The sequence below is a fragment of the Catenulispora yoronensis genome, assembly GCF_039531695.1.
Classification (GTDB): domain Bacteria; phylum Actinomycetota; class Actinomycetes; order Streptomycetales; family Catenulisporaceae; genus Catenulispora; species Catenulispora yoronensis.
This window is the reverse complement of record NZ_BAAAQN010000044.1, coordinates 14,759-33,683: the sequence shown is the minus strand read 5'-3', so window position 1 is coordinate 33,683 and position 18,925 is coordinate 14,759. Positions and strand designations below refer to the sequence as shown.

The window sequence follows — 18,925 nt, the reverse complement described above, 5'->3', positions numbered from 1 at the left end:
CCACCCCGTCCCCTGACTATTGGTCGACGCTACTGAAACTCCTTGAGCAGGGTCCCTTCGATCGCTTTTCGTGTCAACAGCGCCACTTTGTCCCGGACTCGGGTCAGCGTCGAGTCCCACCCCCACGTGAGCTGGGCGTCGACCTCCAGCTCCGCCCACAGCCAGGCGGTCGCCGTCGGCAGGTGCGCCGTCGGGTTCCACAGGTGGCCCAGGTAGCTCAGGGCCGGGTCCAGCTCGTCCATCGGCGCCGAGGCGCTGCCGGCCCGGCGGAAGGCGTTCTTCAGCGCCGCCAGCAGCCACTGGTGCAGCGCCAGGATCTCGCAGAACTCGACGATGTCCGGCACCAGCGCCCAGGGCGCGGTCATCGCGACCCGGAACGTCCCGTCCTCGCCGACCATCACCTCCGCGCCCATCTCCTCGCCCTCGCGCACCTGCACCGCCCAGCGCAGCCGGCTGGCCTCGGTGCGCATCCCCAGGCGGCCGTCCACCTGCGGGATGTCGTCCAGGCGGGACATCACCCGGGAGCCGATGCCGCCCAGGTCCAGCAGCCCGGGCTGGCGGCGGGCGGTCAGGAACCCGGAGACCAGCTCGGCCGGATCGGCCTTGCGGATCGCCTCGACCGCCCCCACCCGGGCCGCGTAGTAGGACCACGGCATCCGGCGGTTGGAGGCGTCCAGGACCACGTCCACCCGCGTCGACCCCTGCACCACGTGGCCGGCGGTGAGCACGGCGCGGGCCCGGACGGTGCCGATGGCCCGCGGGTGCGCGCCGCGCACCCCGGGCAGCTTGCAGTCCACGCCGTAGAACAGGTCCGGGGAGACCACCTGCTCCACCGGGTAGGCGCGCCAGTCCGCGCCGACCCCGGGCAGCAGCCGCAGCGCCTGCCGGGCCGCCTCCAGCGGCAGCGGCTCGGAGGTGTCCAGCAGGTTGGTGGTCACCACGCCGAGCACCACCGCCGGCGGATTCAGTGGTGGGGGCTCCGAGGGCGCGTCGGCGCGCGCCATCAGTAGCCGCCGTCGAGGAAGTGGTGGCTGATCCGGTTGGCCACCGACGCCGGGAGCGGGACGCCCTTCTCCGCCGCGCGGATCGCCAGCGACTGCGCGACCCCGGGGTCCACCAGGAAGTGGTCCACGATCGTCCGCACCGCGTGCTCGATGCCCAGGAAGTGCTGCGGCATGATGCTGAACGCCCGGTAGGCGTAGAACGGCTTGGCCGCCGGGTTGACCTTGACGATGTCGGGGAACACCGCCCAGTCGTCCGGCCACTGCGCGGGCCGGTCGCTGACGGCCAGCGCCGGGGCGCCGTCGCTGCGCAGCAGGCCGAGCCGGACCAGCTGCCAGACCGCCGCCAGAAAAGGGCAGGAGTACAGCCGTCCGTCCAGCACCTTGTCGTCCTCGGCCTCGAGCTCGGCGGGATCGCGCCACAGCTCGACGTCCAGGAAGATCGAGTGGTTGCGCCGGCTGTACTCGACCGCCGGCTCCCAGGCGTGCCCCTGCATGGCGTCCAGGACCCGCTCCTCGCGGGCCGGCTTGCCGTTGGCCAGCCAGCCGTGGCGCAGCGGCGCCGGGCGCGAGCCGGTGGCGGCCTCGGGCTCGGGCTCCTGGAGCAGGCGGCGGGCGACGAGTTCGGCCACGCGCACGCCGTCGGAGCGGACCGCGCAGGAGGACTCCCGCGCGATGTAGTCGATCCGCACCCCGGCGTCCTGCGACAGCCGGAGCAGCCGGGCGACTATCTTCGAGGCGTCCGGCCAGCGCTGGAAGTAGTCGTCGATCAGGAAGCAGGTGCTGACCCGCGCCTTCTCCCCGCCGGTGACGGCGGTCTTCTCGGCGGCCTCCAGCCAGGGCCGGACCCGCTCGAACTGGGCCAGGATCGGCTCCTCGCCGTTCTCCAGGTCCTCCATGTAGAAGTGGCCGACCTCGACCGACAGGTGCGACAGCGGCAGGTTCTGCACCGTCGTGCCCCGGTTGAGCTCGGTGAAGACCGGCGTCCGCGAAGCCGTCCCGGATGTCACCACCGTCATCAGAACCCCTCCCAGACGTGGTCCTCGACCACTCTCGTGGCGAGCTTGTCGAAGGCCTTGGTGGTCTCGACCTTGGCCAGCTGGCGGGTGACGTCGTGGTCCATGACCACCTGTTCCCGCCACAGCAGCATCGGTTCCAGCGGCGTGGTGCCGGCCAGCAGGTCCTGGCCCAGGCCGCGGCTCTTGGCCAGGGTCTGGAGGTGGTCGTTGCTGCGGATCACCCAGCGGGTGTGCTCCGGCGTGGTCTTCTCGACGAACTCGGCCGGGTTCGGGACGGCGGTGCGCACGGTGCGCACCAGCCGCATGAACTCCGCGCGCTGGAAGCCGGCCTTCACGGCGCACTCCAGGATGCCGTTGGGCTCGAACAGCAGGCCGGCCGCGGCGATCACGTGCTGGGTGGTCCACCGGTGGAACAGCAGCCAGCGGATCTGGTTCTGGCCGCCGCCCTTCTTGCGCAGCCTGGGCGAGATGGCGTTCAGCGACATGTCCAGCGCCGCCGAGCGGCCGGCGCTCAGGTCCACGATGCAGACGTCGAATTCCCGCTCGACGGCCTGGAACAGCCGCACCGCGGTCTTGATGTAGTCCTCGGTGATGTGGAACTCGGCGCCGCCCACGTCGCCGGGGAACAGCGTCAGCTTGCCCGAGCCGGACAGCCGCTCCTGCAGCTGCTGGCGCTCGGTGGCCTTGCGGACGTCCACCCGCAGCGGCTCGGTGGTGTCGCCCTTGATGTAGGAGTGCAGGCCGCCCTCCTCGGTGCCGCGCTCCAGCTTGGGCAGCTCGAAGATGGCCCCGGCGGTGGGCGAGCCGAAGTCGAAGTCCAGATAGGCCACGTCCCGGCCCAGCAGCGAGAGCCGGTAGGCCAGGTTGCAGCTGGTCACCGAGCGGCCGGTGCCGCCCTTGTCGGAGGAGGAGAAGATCAGCATCTAGCGGCTCCGGCTCGCGTCGGCGTCCGCCTCGGCCAGCAGGTCCAGCAGCCGCAGGGCCCGCTCCACCAGGGCGATGGCGGTACTGGTACGGCGCTGGCGCAGCTCCCGCGCCCGGGCGATGTGCCCGCCGATCTCGCCGAGGCGGTCGCGCAGCGAGGAGCGGTCGTCGACGTCGGAGCGCAGCAGCTCCTGGTTGTAGATGTGGTCGGCCTCGTTGAGCAGCCGCAGCAGGTGGTCGTACATCGCGGGGTCGCGCGGGGTGTCCTGCTGGTAGGTGTTGGCGGTGGCGACCAGGGCCTCCACGACACGCTCGGTGAGGTACCAGGAGGGCCGGTCGAAGGTCTGGCCGCGGGTGCCCGGCAGCATCCGGCCGACGTCGTCCCACAGGTCGACGGACTGCCCGTCGCGGATCAGCCGGCGGCCGTCCAGCTGGTCCATGGCGGCCTCGGCGACGACCATCAGCGCCTCGCGGGTCTCGACGTCGTCGGTGAGGAACGCCGCCTGGAGCGACCGCTTGATCACCAGCGGGGTGAAGTCGGTGGTGTACAGCGCCAGCCGGGCGTCCATCACGTCCTCGCTGCCGACCAGCCCCTGGGCCACGCCCGGGAAGTGCATCGCGGCGGCCCGGTCGTTCTCGGTGAACCGGCTGGTGATGCGGCCGCGCCGGGCCAGGTCCTCGATCACCCGGACCGCCTTGACCAGGTCCGCGTCGGTGGCGGTGCGGGCGATCAGGTCCTGGATCACCACCGAGACCACCAGCAGCGAGTAGTAGTCCGACTCCTGGCCGTCGGAGGTGCGCCAGGGGATGTCCTCCAGCGGCCAGCGCTCGGCGTCGAACCGCGCCACCGCCGACCAGTAGCGCTGGGTCAGCTCCCAGCGCAGCGCCAGCGCGTCGGCCAGGGAGCGCTGCTCGTCGGTGAAGATGTTCAGGGTCCGGATCCGGCGCGAGGTGAGGTCGACGATGCCGTCCAGGGCGGACACCGTGAAGTACAGCCAGGGGCGGGGCTGGGCGTAGCCCTGCTGCGAGGAGATCGCGATGTCGGCCGCGTACTCGGTGATGATCTTCGCGTCCTTCGCGATGCCCCAGGTCCAGCCGCACTCGAACAGCTGGTCCTCGTCCGGCATGGCCTCGGCCTCCACGCCGAGGCGGACGTCGGTCTTGAGCTGGTTGCGCAGCCGCTCGAAGCGGTTGCGCAGGTTCTGCTGGAGCTCGGCGTCGGTGGTCGGGCCCTGGTTCAGCATCTGCAGGATCGCGCGGCCCTCGTTGGTCTCCGAGCCGACGGAGTTGACCACGAAGCTGCGCAGCAGGCCGACCATCGCCGAGGTGAGCCGGCGCGAGGCCCGGGCCCGGAGGTCCACGAGCTTCTCCACGTGCGCGCTGCGGGCCTCCATGCGCTCGCGGTCGTTCACGAACAGCAGCAGGCTCAGGCACAGGGTGATGGACATGGAGTAGCCGTCGACCACTTCCAGCTGTTGCAGCCGCTCGTCCTCGGGCACCGGATCGTCGGGGTTCAGCGACCGCAGATAGCTGCCGGCGGCGAACCGCGGCTCGCCCTCCTCGTCGGTGTGCCGGATGAAGTAGTCGGTGGCGATCTCGACCAGCGTGCGCGGCAGGTTGCTGGCATCGCCGAACGGCCGCAGCGCCCGCAGCACGTCGCGCTGGGTGCTGTCGGGGTCGTGCACGGCGAAGGTGTCGATCTGGGTGATCGGGTACAGCAGGCACAGCAACTGCTCGGCGTCGGAGATCGGATTGGACTCCACCCGTCCGCCCCAGACCCACTTCCCGTCGACAAAACACTCGGCCAGCATGGATCGCCAGATGTCCAAAATCTGTTTGCGAGGCTGGATTCTCACTGGTTGCCGCCTATGTATGCCGAATCCGAGGAGGAGTTAACACGAGGAAAGACGGCGAACGCTATCAGGGTTCGAACGCCTTCCGAGGTCAATTCGACGAAGACCCAGCGTGTCGAACCGCACTGCAAGATCACGAGACCGCCCTGCCCGAACCGCCCTGTCACACTGCTGAACCACACCGTCGAACCACACCGTGAACTGTGCCGTGAACCGCGTCGTGAACCGTGTCGTGAAGCACGCCGTCACGCCGTCAAACCGGCGCGTCGGATCACGAAACCACCCTAGTCCAGCATATCCCCCGCAGCGCGCGACCGACAGTACTGACACACCCGGAACCTCAGTCGCCTGATGGTGGAGTATCAGTGGTCGGGCTTATTAACACCTCGGGCACCCGGGCGCGTATCCCAGAATGCTTTCTCGCCACCCGCTCTCGACCCCGACGACCCCCGCGTCGCAATGGGTTGCGACGCGGCCGTTCCGGGCGCGGCTCAGGCGGCACGCGGCCCGGTATTCCCCCTAGTTCTCGACTCTGTCGCGATAGTCGAGTTCGCATCCGGCTATGTCGATGATGACGGACTCAATGCCCGGAAACATCGCGGACAGCACTGTCCTGATTCCAGTGACGCCCGCCCGGGGCCGACACCGTTCGGCCCGGGCTCACCCGATCCCCGCCAGCTCCGCCGCCTCCACCGCCGTCCGAATGATCCCGTACCGCGTCTCCAGGTCCCCGAACGCCGCCGCGACGCTCAGCGTCGTCACCCCGGCCTCCTTGTACGCCACCATCCGGTCGGCGATGCGCTCCTTCGGGCCGATCAGGCTCGTCCGGTCGATGAACTCGAACGGGACGGCGGCCGCGGCGCCGGCGTAGTCCTTCGCCAGGTACTTCTCCTGGACCTCGTCGGCTTCCTTCTCGTAGCCCATGCGGCAGGCGAGCTGGTTGTAGAAGTTCTGGTCCTTGCTGCCCATGCCGCCGATGTAGAGCGCCGCGTACCAGCGCACCAGGTCGGCGCACAGCTGCACGTCGTCGCCGATCACGGTCGGGACGGTGGGGGCGATGTCGAAGCCCTCCAGGTCGGACTTGCCGGCCTTGGCGCGGCCGGCCCGGATGTGCTCCAGGTGCTCGCCGGCGTGCTCGGGGCTGAAGAAGACCGGCAGCCAGCCGTCGGCGATCTCGCCGGTGAGCTCCAGGTTCTTCGGGCCGATCGCCGCCAGGTAGACCGGGATGGCCTCGCGGACCGGGTGCACGGTCAGCTTCACCGGCTTGCCCGGGCCGTCGGGCAGCGGCAGGCGGTAGTGCTTGCCCTCGAAGGTGAGGCGCTCGCGGGTCAGGGCCTTGCGGACGATGGCCACGTACTCGCGGGTGCGGCCCAGCGGCGCGGCGAAGGGCACCCCGTGCCAGCCCTCGGAGACCTGCGGGCCGGAGACGCCCAGGCCCAGGCGGAAGCGGCCGCCGGACAGGGTGTCCAGGGTGGCGGCGGTCATCGCGGTCATGGCCGGGGTGCGGGCCGGGATCTGGAAGACCGCCGAGCCGACGTCCATCCGCTCGGTGTGGGCCGCGATCCAGGTCAGGACGGTGGCCGCGTCGCTGCCGTAGGCCTCGGCGGCCCAGCAGACCGAGTAGCCGAGGCGGTCGGCCTCCTTGGCCACGTCCAGGTTCTCGGCGTCGTTGCCCGCGCCCCAGTAGCCCATGTTCACGCCGAGCCTCATCGCCGCACTCCTCCGGTAGTCCTGGTGGTCCCGCTGGGGGCTGTGGTGGTCCTCCGCCCGCATATTACTGCCCAGTAGCAAGCCTCGCGACCGTGACGCCGCGCACGCGATGTCCCCGGCAACCGATAGCGTCACCTGTCATGGAGCAGCGACACCTGGGGCGGACGGGACTTCGTGTGTCCCGGCTGGGGCTGGGCACGATGACCTGGGGGCGGGACACCGACGAGCACGAGGCCGCCGACCAGCTCAAGACCTTCCTGGACGCCGGCGGCACCCTGATCGACACCGCCGACGTCTACGGCGACGGCGACGCCGAGTACATCATCGGCCGCATGGTCGAGGGCATCCGCGCCGACGTCGTGATCGCCACCAAGGCGGTCAGCGTCCCGTTCGGCCCGCGCCGCTTCGACGCCTCCCGGCGCCACCTGCTCAACGCCCTGGAGGCCTCGCTCAAGCGCCTGGGCACCGACTACATCGACCTGTGGCAGCTGCACGCCTACGACGCCGCCACCCCGCTGGAGGAGACGCTGGCCGCGCTGGACGCCGCCGTGGCCTCCGGCAAGGCCCGCTACGTCGGGGTGTGCAACTACACCGGCTGGCAGCTGGCCCGGGCCGCGACCTGGCAGGCCGCCGACTTCGGCCGGTCCCCGATCGCCTCGGCGCAGATGGAGTACAGCCTGCTCCAGCGCGGGGTGGAGCGCGAGGTGCTGCCGGCCGCCGTGGACCTGGGCATCGGCCTGCTGCCCTGGTCCCCGCTGGGCCGCGGCGTGCTCACCGGCAAGTACCGCGGCTCGATGCCGGCCGACTCCCGCGCCGCCTCGGCGATGTTCGCGCCGTTCGTCGAGCCGTACCTGGACCGGGGCAGCGAGGGCATCGTCGACGCGGTGATGACCGCCTCCGACGGCCTGGGCGTGGCCCCGCTGGAGGTGGCGCTGTCCTGGGTGCGGGACCGGCCCGGCGTCACCGCCCCGATCGTCGGCGCCCGCACCGTGGCCCAGCTGCGCGGCTCGCTGAACACCGAGGCGCTGACGCTGCCGCGCGAGATCCGCGAGGCGCTCGACGACGTCTCCGAGCCCGAGATCGGCTACCCCGAGCACACCTGGCAGCCGGCCCGGCCGCGGCTGGTGCCGCAGCAGGGGCAGTAACCACCTGATGGATGGAACGAGAAAGTGACGATGACCGAACCGGACGCCCCGTCCCTGGAACAGTTGCTGGCCGGCGCCGGGGCGCCGGGGGACCTGGCACCGCGGGTCGCCGCGGCGCTGGGCCTGGAGGCCGCCGCGCGGCTGGCCGCCGACCCCTGGCTGATCCTGTCCGTGCCCGGGGTGCGCCCCGAGGCCGCCGACGGGTTCGCCCGCAGCGTGCTGACCGGCGCCGCCGGACCCGAGGACCCGCGCCGGGCGCGCGCGGTGCTGGGCTGGCTGCTGGACCGCGCCGCCCTGGACGGCCACACCGCGCAGCCGGCCGACGTGCTGTGCTCGGCCCTGGGCACGCTGGGCTTCACCGACCCGGCCGGAGCCCTGCAGTCGGCGCTGGAGGAGGGCGACATGCTCGCGTTCTCCAACGCCGTCGAGGACGAGGACGAGCAGGACGACGGCGCGGGCGCCGGGAGCGGCGGCGAGGAGTCCTCGGGCGCCTCGGGCCTGATGATCTCCCGCGAGCGCTACGCCTTCGCCGAGGAGGGCGTCGGCGAGGCGGTGCAGCGGCTGCTGGCCACCCCCGAGCCGCTGGGCGCGGGCTGGGACCGGCTGGACACCTCCGGCGACCGGATCCACGGCGAGCTGCGCGACGCCGTCGGCGCGCACGGCCTGACGCTGGTCGCGACCGCCCCGGGGATCGCGAAGACCGCGCAGATCGCCGGGTTCGCCGAGGCGGCCGCGGCGGCCGGCGTGCCGGTGGCCATAGTGGGCGGCAACGCCGCGAGTGTGCGGACCCTGAACCGGGAGCTCGGCGGCACTGAGCTGACGGTGCTGTCGGTGCCGGAGTACCTGGCGTCGCTGGGGCGCGGGGACGCGGCCGAGGGCGGCGCAGACAGTGCGGCCGGCGCCGGCGGCGCGGTGGCGAACGCCTCGGGCGGCGCTGCGGCGGCTGCGACAGGTGTCATCGGCGCCGAGGCCGATCAGGCCGACGGACCCGCGAGCTCGGACCCCACCGGCTCCGGCACCGACAGCGACAGCACGGCCGACACCGACACCGACAGCACGGCCGCCGAGGCGGCGGCCGAGGCCGAGCGGGCCGAGGCGCACCTCAGCTCCGACCCCACCGGCTCCGGCACCGACGTCGACCCCGGCTCCGCCGAGGCCGCCGAGCCGGCCGGCCCGGAGTTCGCCGAGCCGCAGGCCGGCCTGGTCGTGGTCTGCGCCGCGCACCAGATCGACGCCGAGGCCCTGGCCGCCCTGCTGGACGCGGTCCCCGAGGGCATGCGGGTGCTGCTGGCCGGCGACCCGGCCGAGCCCGGCCCGGCCGGCCCCGGCCAGCCGTTCCGGGACCTGGTCGACACCCGTTCGGAGTCGCTGCTGGCCTACACCTCCGACGGCCGGGTGCCCCGGGTCCGGGCCGCCGACTCCGAGCCGCACCCGCTCACCGACCTGCGGTTCTCGCTGCGCGAGGGCGAGCTGCCGCCGCCGGAGAACGACCCGGAGAAGCGCCTGGTGATCGTCCCGGTGCGGGACGCCGGCGAGGCGGTGGCGCGCGCCGTGCAGCTGGCGGCCGACTCCATCCCGCGCACCTTCGGGCTGACCGCCGACGACATCCAGGTGGTGACCATCCGCGCGGCCGGCGACGCCGGGGCCGAGACCCTCACCCGGGCGCTGCGCGAGCGGCTGGGCACCGAGCAGGTCCGGGCCCTGACGGCGCGCGAGGCGCTGGGCGGCACCTGGCCGGCGGCGGTCGTGGTGCTGGACGGCCCGTCCTCCGGGAGCCTGACCCGGGCGCTGGTGTACGGGCTCTGCGGCCTGGCCGAGCGGCACCTGTCGATCGTGCACGGCGCCGGCTCGGCGCTGCCGCAGGCGGTCACCAACGTGCCGGACCGGCCGCGCCACACCCGGCTGCCGGCGGTGCTGCGCGAGCTGTAGAGCGCCCGCGGACGAAATGAACCGCGCCGGCCCCGATCGGGGCCGGCGCGGTCTGCTTTGCGCTGTGGGCACTAAAGCATTGTGCGTACTGTTTTCTACGTACTGTTCTCTACGTACTGTTCTCTACGTTTCTCTAAGCGTTGTGCGCTATACGTTGTGCTCCGTGCGACGTCAGCCGGTGATCGCGGTCAGCGCCGGCAGGTAGGCGCCGGAGTGGCCGTCGGCCGTCGGGTGGTAGGACTCGGTGACGTCCGAGATGTTCACCGAGTGCAGCCACTCGTTGAAGAAGTCGCACAGCTCGTGTCCCTGGAAGCGGCCCTTGACGTCGGCGAAGTTGAAGCCGGCGTTGCCCGCGGCGGTCTGGATGATGGAGTCCAGCAGGTCCGCGGCGTTGTTCAGGGCCGTGCGGTCGGTCGTGGACAGGCCCGGGCAGTACCAGGAGTGTCCGAGGTCGTAGAACTCGGGGTAGTCGAGCACGACGACCCGCGCGTTGGGCGCGGCGGCCCGGATCGCGGAGTAGGTGCTCGCCAGCCGCCCCGGCAGGATGGAGCGGGCCTGGGAGGTGGCCGTGTTGATCGCGCTCAGACAGGCGCTGTCGGAACTCAGCACGCAGGTCTGCATGGTGCTGGCGAAGCCGACGTCGTTGCCGCCGATCGTGATCGTCACCAGGGTGGTGGACGAGCTCAGCGCGGAGATCTGGTTGTTGAGCACGTCCTGGGTGGTGGCGCCGGAGCAGGCCACCGACACGTAGCTGGCCGGGCTGTGGGAGTTGGCCCACAGCTGGGAGTACGCGTTGGTGCTGCGCAGGCAGTTGCCGGAGGAGCTGGTGTACGACCCGGCGCCGACTCCGGAGGAGTAGGAGTCGCCGAGGGCCACGTAGTTCGCACCGCCGGCCGCCGAGGCGGTGGTCGCCAGCAGCGTGGTGCCGGCGGTCAGCACCGCGGCCAGGACGACGAGCACGCGCTTCAGCGCGGAGCGCGGCCGCGTCCGCTGGTGGGGACGAGGGAGCACAGGGACCTCCACATAGGGGGTGAGAATGGGGGGTGCGCTGCGGATTAGAGTGGCACCGCCTCAGGACCCTGTGAAGACGAAGTTACCAACGAGTTTTAACGCCCTGGTAACAACTTGGCGTCAGCGGCGTCGGCCGGGCGTGTCGCACCAGGTCGGGCGAGGTCCGGCCGGACGGGCGCTCAGTGTTTTGCCAAAGCCTGGAATCCTCGCCGGACCCGGGAACCATTCCGCAGTTGAACACCCGCCGACACCGGATCCACTCGCCGCGGGCGCCGGCGGCGGATTCCGCGCCGCCCCGCACAGCGCGGCCCCAGCGCTGCCCCGGCGCCACCGCGCGCCGGAGGGCGCCGGTACCGGCCCGGATACGGTCACGGCCTGTCCGCCGAGGCCCCTAGACTGCCGCCATGACGGCTGGGGATGCGGGCGCTTACGTCATCGACGGGCGCTTCGAGCTGATTGAACGGCTTGGCGGCGGGGGCATGGGCCTGGTATGGCGGGCCCGGGACCTGATGCTGCGGCGGGAGGTGGCGCTCAAGGAGGTGCGGTCGCCGGACGCGGCGGTGTACGGCAGCGACCCGTCGGAGGCGCACGTGGTGCGCGAGCGGGTGCTGCGGGAGGCGCAGGCGCTGGCGCGGCTGCACCATCCCAATGTCGTGACGATCTACCACATCGTCGACTCCCCCGACCTCGCGCACCCCTGGCTGGTGATGGAGCTGGTGACCGGCGGGTCCCTGGAGGGGCGGCTGAAGCGCGGGACGCTGGCGGTGCCGGAGGCGGCGCGCATCGGCCGCGGCGTGCTGGCCGCCCTGCGGGCCGCGCACGCCGCCGGGATCCAGCACCGGGACGTGAAGCCGGGCAACGTGCTGCTGCGGGCCGACGGCACGCCGGTGCTGACCGACTTCGGCATCGCGGCCCTGGAGGCCACGCCCGGGCTGACCGCGACCGGCATGCTGATCGGCTCGCCGGAGTACATGGCGCCGGAGCGGATCCACGGCCGCGAGGGCGACCCGGCTTCGGACCTGTGGTCCCTGGGGATCATGCTCTACCTCGGCCTGGAGGGCCACAACCCGCTGCGGCGCGACACCACGATCGCGACCATAGCCGCGGTCGCCGAGGCCAACGTGCCGCCGCCGGTGGCCAGCGGCGCGCTGGGCCCGGTGCTCAGCGCCCTGCTGGTGAAGGACCCGGGACGGCGGCCGACGGCCGAGCAGCTGGACTGGATGCTCGGCGAGGCCGAGGGGGGACGGTTCGGGACGGGTCCGGGGCTGCCGCCGCAGTACGCGGGGAGCGGCGGCGGCATCGGCGGCAGTGGCGGCATCGGCGGCGCGCCCTACGAGTCAGGGAGCCAGACCGGCTGGTCGCCGACCGCGCAGTACGGGGCCTACGATCCGCACCAGGCGGCGGGCCATCCGGCCGGCGTGCCGACCGGCCACTCGACCGGCCAGTCGTTCGGCCCCTCCACAGGGAACTCGACCGGCCAGCCGTTCGGCCACTCGACCGGCCGACACGACGCCGGGAACCGGACCACCGGCCAGAACCGGCCGCCGACCACGGACAACGTGGCGAACCCCTACGACACCGGCGTCACCAAGGCCAAGCGCCGGTCCACGATCATCCCCTACGCCTTCAGCACGGTCTTCGCCGTGGGCATGGCCGGAACGATCATGTACATGAGCCACACCTTCAGCGACCCGTCGCGCAATCAGGGCACGACGAGCACCGACGCCGGCGGCCCGAACGCGGCGACGCACTCGTCCCCGGCCGACCCCGCCGCCGGCGGCGACTCGGCCTCCGGCGGCTCCGCGGGCACGTCCGGCGGCGCGGCCGGCGCCAGCAGCACCGGCGGCGGCCCCACCGCCACCGCTGCGCACGGCGACAGCCAGTCGCTGCTCTCCCCGGGCGGCGCCCGCACCGCCCTGGCCGCCGTCACCAAGGCCAGCGGCAGCGCCAAGTTCCTGGAGGTGACCGTCTACGACAAGGGCTACGCGATCTTCGACGTGGTCAAGAAGGACGACCCGGGCGCGTACGACTCCTGGCAGTACCGCGACGGCAAGGCCAGCCTGTGGACCAAGGGCAGCTCCCTGGACGGCAAGAAGCCCTTCGACCCCACCAAGGTCAACTGGGACGCGCTGCCGGCCATCATCAAGGACGGGCAGGCCACCCTCAACGTCAAGAACCCGAACCTGAGCTACATCGTGGTGAACAGCGACGCCGACGACACCGCCAACGGCCTCCAGATGGACTACTACCTCAGCAACGACTACTACAGCGGATTCCTGCACTGCGACAGCACCGGGAAGATCATCACGCGGTACCCGCAGAAATAGCGCGGCCGGAACAGCGCGGCGCGGAGCCCCTCAGGGACTCCGCGCCGACGGAACGCGTACCGGGCCGCTGCCGGGCCGCTAAACGACCTCGATGCCGTCGATCTCGTCCTCCGACTCGTCCTCGACGAAGGTGTCGAAGTACTCCTCGTCCCCGATCAGGTCGAAGCGGCAGATCACCCGCTCGGGGTCGGCGTCGGAGAACGGGTCCTCGAACCACTGCTCCTCGCCGAGGGCGTCCGGATCGGCGGCCAGCACCCAGGTGCTGCCGTCGCCGGGGATCAGGCCGAGCTCGTCGGAGCGGTTGTGGATCTCGTCGGGGTCGAAGACGTCGAACAGGGCCGCCAGCGAACCGGCCACGGTGCTGATGTCCACCTCCGGGTCGACCGCCTCGGCCGCCAGCGCCCGGGCCGCGCCGAGCACCCGGCCGGGATGCTCGATCTGGTAGTCCCGGCGGATCAGGACGCTGATGGCCTCCGGGTTGTCCGGATCGGCGTGGTCCTCCGGGTACTGGCTGGGGATCTCGAACGGCGTGACCTCGTTGTACGCGTCGTACAGGGCGTCGTCGTAGGCCTCGGCGGCGGCGGCCATGGCCAGGAACGCGGTGCGCACGGCCGGATCGCTCTCGTCCGACCGGGTCTCCACCGCGGCCAGATGGGCGTCGATCGCGGCTTTGAGGGCGTCGGCGGCGGTGCGGACGTCGGCGGCCGTGGGGGCGGTCGGTTCAGACATGAGGTAGACGGTAGCCGTTCTTGGCCGCGTCGGCTCGCAATACCCGCCCGCCGAACACCGCCGGACCCCGGCGCGGCCCCGCGCGGGTTCCGCCCCATGGACGGCGCGGCGGCGGATCGATAGCGTCAGCGCAGGTGGCCGGTCGGCCGGCCGCCCCGGAACGCACCGGAACGGCAGGGGGCGCTGATGCGCGCGTACCACGTCACCATAGGCGGCTACGATTTCGGCGCCACCGAGGAGGGCCCGCAGAGCGGCCCCCCGGTGGTGCTGCTGCACGGATTCCCACAGACCTCCGCGGCCTGGCAGGCGGCGTCGAAGGTGATGGCCGCCGAGGGCCTGCGCACGATCGCGCCGGACCAGCGCGGCTACTCCCCCGGCGCCCGGCCCGGCCAGGTCGAGTCCTACCACCTGGCGCACCTGGTCAGCGACCTGACCGGGCTGCTCGACGCCCTGGGGCTGCCCAGCGCGCACCTGGTCGGCCACGACTGGGGCGCGATCGTGGCCTGGCACGCGGCCGCCTGGCACCCCGAGCGCTTCAGGACCCTGACGGCGGTCTCGATCCCGCACCTGCGGGCGATGAGCGAGGTGCTGGCCGGCGGCGGCCCGGCGGCCGAGGACCAGCTCCAGCGCTCGGCCTACATCCAGCTGTTCCGGATGGAGGGCGGCAAGGCCGAGGACGTGCTGCTGGCCAACAACGCCCGGGCCCTGCACGACCTGTTCTCCCCGCTGCCGGAGGGGGCGATCCTGCCGCACTACGCGGCGCTGGCCCAGCGCCCGGCCCTGACCGCGGCGCTGAACTGGTACCGGGCCATGGACATGCGGACGTTCGCGCAGCTGCCCAACGTCAAGATCCCGACCACGTTCGTGTGGTCCACCGAGGACCCGGCCGTGGGGCGGGCCAGCGCCGAGGCCTGCGGCCGCTGCGTGGAGGGGCCGTACCGGTTCGTGGAGCTGGAGGGCGTCAGCCACTGGATCCCGGACCAGGCCCCGGTGGAGCTGGCGCGCGCCGTGGCCGACCGGGTCCGCTCGGTGGACGCGTAGGTCCGATATCGGCGCGGAACGCGTGAATCCGCTCACAGATCCCGGGGACGGTGGGGACTTCGGCGCCGCGGCTTGAAAAGCTGAAGACCGTATGAGTGCGCCGATGAACCCCGACCGACGTTCCGACCACGCCGACCGCGCCGCCAGTGCCGCCGGCACCGACCACGCCGAGCACGCGCGGCGGGCGAAGCTGGACCTGTCCGCCACGAAGATCGCCGCCGGCGCCGGGGCGTCCGCCCTGGCCGCGGCGGTGGGCTCGAAGCTCGGCGTCGCGGGCACGATCGTGGGCGCGGCGGTCGCGAGCATCGTCTCCGCGGCGGCCGGCGCGGTGCTGGGCCACTCGCTGGAGCGCGGCAGGACCGCGGCGCTGAAGGCCCGTCCGGCGCTGGAGGCGTACCAGGCCGAGCGCGTGCACGCGGCGGCCCGCCGGCACGCCCCGCCCGGTTCGCTGGACGCCACGGTGATCCTGGACGGCGGAACGCCGGGCGCCGTCGCGCCGGAGGCGGAGACCGTGCCGCTGCCGAGCGTGAGCGGGCAACGCTCCTGGCGCGACCGCCTGCCGGGGCGCAAGCCGCTGATCGCCCTGACGGCCGCCAGCTTCGTGATCGGCACCGGCGGGGTCACCGCCTACACGCTGGCCCGCGACGGCGGCGTCCCGGGCCAGAACGGCAGCGTCTTCTCCAACGACACCGGCCACGACGGCTCCCACGACTCCCCTGCGCCGCAGAACCCCGGCGGGGACGGCTCGGGCGGCGGCGCGACGTCCCAGCACCCGAGCACGCCGCCGCCCGACAGCTCCGGCTCCACTTCCGGCTCCACGGCCTCCGAAAGCCCCGGCACGCCTCCGGCGATCCCGGAGCCGGGCTCGGACTCCTCCTCGGCCACCGACTCCCCCACGACGCCCTCGCCCTCCTCGACGCCGACAACGAGCCCGACGACCGCGCCGAGTAGCTCACCCGCGACCGCGCCCACCACGACGCCCGGCACCACACCCACCTCGGCCGCCCAGGGCGCGGCGACCCCGACCAGCTGAGACAACGAAGAAAGACCTGCTCAACGCCGCGACATCGGCTGCGGAATCCCCTCGCGGACCGCTTCGCCGCTCACCACCGCCGCGACATCGCCGGCAGGATCGGCTCGCCCCTCACCGGCCCGCGGCCTCCCCGGACCTGACCTCCCCCGACCCGGCCTCACCGGCCCGCAGCCTCGCCCGACCCGGCCTCCCCCGACCCGGCCTCCCCCAGCCCCGCCGCCAGCACCTCGGCGACATGCCACACCCGCCGCCCCACCACAGCCTGCTCGACCTGCGTCCGGCAGCTGAAGCCGTCGGCGACGACCAGGGTGTCGGAGGCGGAGGCCCGGACCGCCGGCAGCAGGTTCTGCTCGGCGACCGCCATCGACACCTCGTAGTGCCCCGCCGTCACGCCGAAGTCGCCGGCCAGGCCGCAGCAGCCGGAGACCACCGTGGCGGCGATGCCGGCGCGCGCCAGCAGGTCCACTTCGGCGTCGCCGGTGTGGCCGCCCGCGTATTGGTGGCAGTGGATCTGGACCAGGGCCTTGGCCCTGGCCCACGGTGAGGCCGGCGGCTTCCACTCCGGCGCGCGGGCCGCAAGGAACTCCGCGGGGCCGGTCACCAAGGCGGCCGCGCGCGCCGCCAGCGGGTGCGTCGGGAGCAGTTCCGTCAGCTCCTCGCGCAGCGCCGCCGCGCAGCTCGGCTCGGGCACGACGATCGGCAGCCCGGCCTCCACCGCCGGCCGCATCAGGTCCAGTGTCCGTTCCAGGACTCGCCGCGCGACTCCGAGCTGCCCGGTGGAGATCCACGTCAGCCCGCAGCAACCGGTGCGTGGCGGCACCAGCACCCGGAATCCGGCGGCGCGCAGCACCGCGACCAGCGCCTCGCCGACGTCGGGGGTGAAGTTCTCGGTGAACGTGTCCGCCCACAGCACCACCGACGTCGCCGGATCGGCGTCCGCGGGCCGCACCCCGTGCCCACTGCCAGTGACCCGCCGCCGGAACGACCGCGCCGCGAACCGAGGCAGGTCCCGCTCCGCGGCGATCCCGCCGACCCGCTTCAGCACCGGCGCCAAGCGCGCGGCAGCCATCACGCGGTTCACTATGCGCGGCGCGTATGCCGCCAGCCGCGCCCAGACCGGCAACCACCCCAGCGAGTAGTGCACCGCCGGACGCACGCGGCCCCGATAGTGCTGATACAGGAACTCGGTCTTGTAGGCGGCCATGTCGACGCCGACCGGGCAGTCGGTCTTGCAGCCCTTGCAGCCCAGGCACAGGTCCAGCGCGTCCAGCACCTCCGGGGCGCGACGGCCTTGCGTCACCGTGCGGCCGTCCAGCATCTCTTGCAGCACCCGGGCCCGGCCGCGGGTCGAGTCCTTCTCGTCGCCCGTGGCCCGGAACGAGGGGCACATCACCCCGCCCGCCGCGCTGCGGCACTTGCCGACCCCGACGCACCGCCGCACCGCGCGCCCGAAGTCGCCCTGATCCGCGGCCAGCGCCAGCATCGGCGGCGCCGCCTGAACCACGCGCGGGGCCCGCAGGTCCTCGTCGAACGCGCGCGGCGCCACCAGCACCGCCGGGTTCAGCAAGGCCGAGGGGTCGAAGGCCGCCTTGAACTCCTCGAACGCGCCGAGCAGCTCAGGGCTGTACATCGCGGCCAGCAGCCCGGACCGGGCCTGGCCGTCGCCGTGCTCCCCCGACACCGACCCGCCGTGCTCCACCACCAGCGCGGTCGCGGCCGCGGTGAACTCCGCGAACCGCTCCCGCCCCTCGGGCGTCTGGAGGTCGTGGTCGACGCGGACGTGCAGGCAGCCCTCGCCGAAGTGCCCGAACACGGTCCCGTGCCGCCCGGAGCGCCGCATCAGCGCCTCGAACGCCCGCAGGTAGTCGGCGAGCCGCTCGGGCGGCACGGCGGCGTCCTCGAACCCGGGCCACGCCTCGGCGCCGTCGGGCGTCCGCGTGGCCAGCCCGGCGCCGTCCTCCCGGATGCGCCACAGCGCCTTCTGCTCGGCCTCGGACACCACCACCCGCGTCGCCGAGGCGAGTTCCAGATCGGCCACCAGCGGTGCGGCCCGGTCCGGCGTGGTCTCGATGAACAGCCAGCCGCCGGCGGGTGCTCCGACCGCTCCGGCCACCCCGACCACCCCGACTGCTCCGACCACCCCGGCCCCGGGCAGCGCCGACGGCACCGGCCGGTTCCGGCGGGCCGCCCACACCCGCACCAGCTCCGCGCCCATGCCCTCGATCGCCGAGGGCTCGTGCGGCAGCGCACGCGGGACGTCGGCGGCGGCCGCGACCATGTCCGGATACGCCGCCACCACCAGCACGCGGTCCCGCAGCACCGGCCGCAGCCGCAGCTCGGCCCCGAGCACCACCGCCAGCGTGCCCTCCGAGCCGACCAGTGCTCGCGCGACGTCGAAGCCGTTCTCGGGAAGCAGGTGCTGGAGCGCGTAACCGGACACCTGGCGCGGGAAGCGGCCGAGCTCGCGGCGGATCGCGTCGGCGTGCCGGTCGGCCAGGGCGCGCAGCCGTTCGTCGAGTGCTGCGACGCCGCTGGTGCCGCGGCGCGCGGTGGTACGCGTACCGTCGGCCAGCAACAGGTCCAGGGCCAGCACGTTGTCCGCGGTGGTGCCGAACGCCAGCGAGCGCGCGCCGCAGGCGTTGTTGCCGATCATCCCGCCGATGGTGCAGCGCGACGCGGTCGAGGGGTCCGGGCCGAACCTCAGTCCGTGCGGCGCGGCGGCGGCCTGGAGGACGTCCAGCACCACGCCCGGCTCGACGCGCGCCGTCCGCGCCTCGGCGTCGAGGGCGAGGACCCGGTTGTAGTACCGCGAACAGTCCAGTACCAGGCCCTCGCCGATGGCGTTGCCCGCGACCGACGTCCCGCCGCCGCGCAGCGTCACCGGCACACCGTGCTCGCGGCAGATCCGGACGGCCGGCACGATCTCGTCGGCGTCGCGCGGGAACGCCACGCCGCGCGGCACGTGCCGGTAGTTGGAGGCGTCGGCGGAGTACTCGGCCCGGCGGCGGCGACCGAAGTCGACGTCGAGCCCGGCGGCGTCCAGTGCGGCGCGCCAGCGGGCCTCGGCGGCCGGACGCGGGTCGGAAGATCGCTCTGCCACGGTCCCAACGTAGCGGACCGCCGGTCCGGTGTTCCGGGCGCGCATCCCGGCCCGGACGAGTACGTTCGGAACCGAACTCCCGCAAAGCGGCATCAGCCAGACC

At 73.0% G+C, this 18,925-nt stretch carries 13 protein-coding genes; 5 read left to right on the top strand and 8 right to left on the bottom strand.

What is annotated here, in order from left to right; genetic code table 11:
• Window positions 1-29: 29 nt before the first annotated feature.
• The 5 genes from ABD481_RS30100 to ABD481_RS30080 all read right to left on the bottom strand — a co-directional run bounded on the left by ABD481_RS30100 (window position 30) and on the right by ABD481_RS30080 (window position 6,507).
• Window positions 30-1,004 carry an SCO2521 family protein gene (locus ABD481_RS30100; RefSeq protein WP_344669176.1) on the bottom strand — a complete coding sequence of 325 codons (975 nt, stop codon included), beginning with the start codon at window positions 1,002-1,004 and terminating at the stop codon, window positions 30-32.
• On the bottom strand, window positions 1,004-2,020 hold the full coding sequence (locus ABD481_RS30095) for an SCO2522 family protein (protein ID WP_344669175.1): 1,017 nt from the start codon (window positions 2,018-2,020) through the stop codon (window positions 1,004-1,006). The genes ABD481_RS30100 and ABD481_RS30095 overlap by 1 nt, the downstream gene beginning before the upstream one ends.
• A complete protein-coding gene (locus tag ABD481_RS30090) occupies window positions 2,020-2,943 on the bottom strand; it encodes an SCO2523 family variant P-loop protein (RefSeq protein ID WP_344669174.1) in 924 nt (307 codons plus the stop codon). Before ABD481_RS30090 ends, ABD481_RS30095 begins: the two co-directional genes overlap by 1 nt.
• Entirely contained in the window at window positions 2,944-4,800 is a 1,857-nt protein-coding gene (locus ABD481_RS30085; protein ID WP_344669173.1) for an SCO2524 family protein, read from the bottom strand.
• Between the two features lie 657 nt (window positions 4,801-5,457).
• Window positions 5,458-6,507 carry an LLM class F420-dependent oxidoreductase gene (locus ABD481_RS30080; RefSeq protein ID WP_344669172.1) on the bottom strand — a complete coding sequence of 350 codons (1,050 nt, stop codon included), beginning with the start codon at window positions 6,505-6,507 and terminating at the stop codon, window positions 5,458-5,460.
• A 140-nt stretch (window positions 6,508-6,647) separates the two neighbouring features.
• Here ABD481_RS30080 and ABD481_RS30075 point away from each other — a divergent pair, with 140 nt between their 5' ends.
• On the top strand, window positions 6,648-7,652 hold the full coding sequence (locus ABD481_RS30075; protein ID WP_344669171.1) for an aldo/keto reductase: 1,005 nt from the start codon (window positions 6,648-6,650) through the stop codon (window positions 7,650-7,652).
• A 30-nt stretch (window positions 7,653-7,682) separates the two neighbouring features.
• Window positions 7,683-9,581 carry a helix-hairpin-helix domain-containing protein gene (locus tag ABD481_RS30070; protein ID WP_344669235.1) on the top strand — a complete coding sequence of 633 codons (1,899 nt, stop codon included), beginning with the start codon at window positions 7,683-7,685 and terminating at the stop codon, window positions 9,579-9,581.
• 171 nt (window positions 9,582-9,752) lie between these two features.
• Here ABD481_RS30070 and ABD481_RS30065 read toward each other — a convergent pair whose 3' ends face one another.
• Window positions 9,753-10,592 carry an SGNH/GDSL hydrolase family protein gene (locus tag ABD481_RS30065; RefSeq protein WP_344669170.1) on the bottom strand — a complete coding sequence of 280 codons (840 nt, stop codon included), beginning with the start codon at window positions 10,590-10,592 and terminating at the stop codon, window positions 9,753-9,755.
• 404 nt (window positions 10,593-10,996) lie between these two features.
• Here ABD481_RS30065 and ABD481_RS30060 point away from each other — a divergent pair, with 404 nt between their 5' ends.
• Complete coding sequence (locus tag ABD481_RS30060) at window positions 10,997-12,919, top strand: serine/threonine-protein kinase (RefSeq protein WP_344669169.1); 1,923 nt, start codon at window positions 10,997-10,999, stop codon at window positions 12,917-12,919.
• A 78-nt stretch (window positions 12,920-12,997) separates the two neighbouring features.
• Here the strand turns inward: ABD481_RS30060 and ABD481_RS30055 are convergent, their stop codons facing one another.
• Window positions 12,998-13,648, bottom strand: coding sequence for a hypothetical protein (locus ABD481_RS30055; protein WP_344669168.1), 651 nt, complete (start codon window positions 13,646-13,648; stop codon window positions 12,998-13,000).
• A 186-nt stretch (window positions 13,649-13,834) separates the two neighbouring features.
• Between ABD481_RS30055 and ABD481_RS30050 the strand changes: the two genes are divergently transcribed.
• Both ABD481_RS30050 and ABD481_RS30045 read left to right on the top strand, forming a co-directional pair.
• A complete protein-coding gene (locus tag ABD481_RS30050; RefSeq protein WP_344669167.1) occupies window positions 13,835-14,689 on the top strand; it encodes an alpha/beta fold hydrolase in 855 nt (284 codons plus the stop codon).
• Window positions 14,690-14,792: 103 nt separating this feature from the next.
• A complete protein-coding gene (locus ABD481_RS30045) occupies window positions 14,793-15,722 on the top strand; it encodes a hypothetical protein (RefSeq protein WP_344669166.1) in 930 nt (309 codons plus the stop codon).
• 157 nt (window positions 15,723-15,879) lie between these two features.
• On the opposite strand, the gene ABD481_RS30040 is transcribed toward ABD481_RS30045, so the two are convergent.
• The gene (locus tag ABD481_RS30040; protein ID WP_425559321.1) at window positions 15,880-18,867 is read right to left on the bottom strand and encodes an FAD-binding and (Fe-S)-binding domain-containing protein; all 2,988 of its coding nucleotides are present in this window, start codon (window positions 18,865-18,867) and stop codon (window positions 15,880-15,882) included.
• Window positions 18,868-18,925 lie beyond the last annotated feature (58 nt).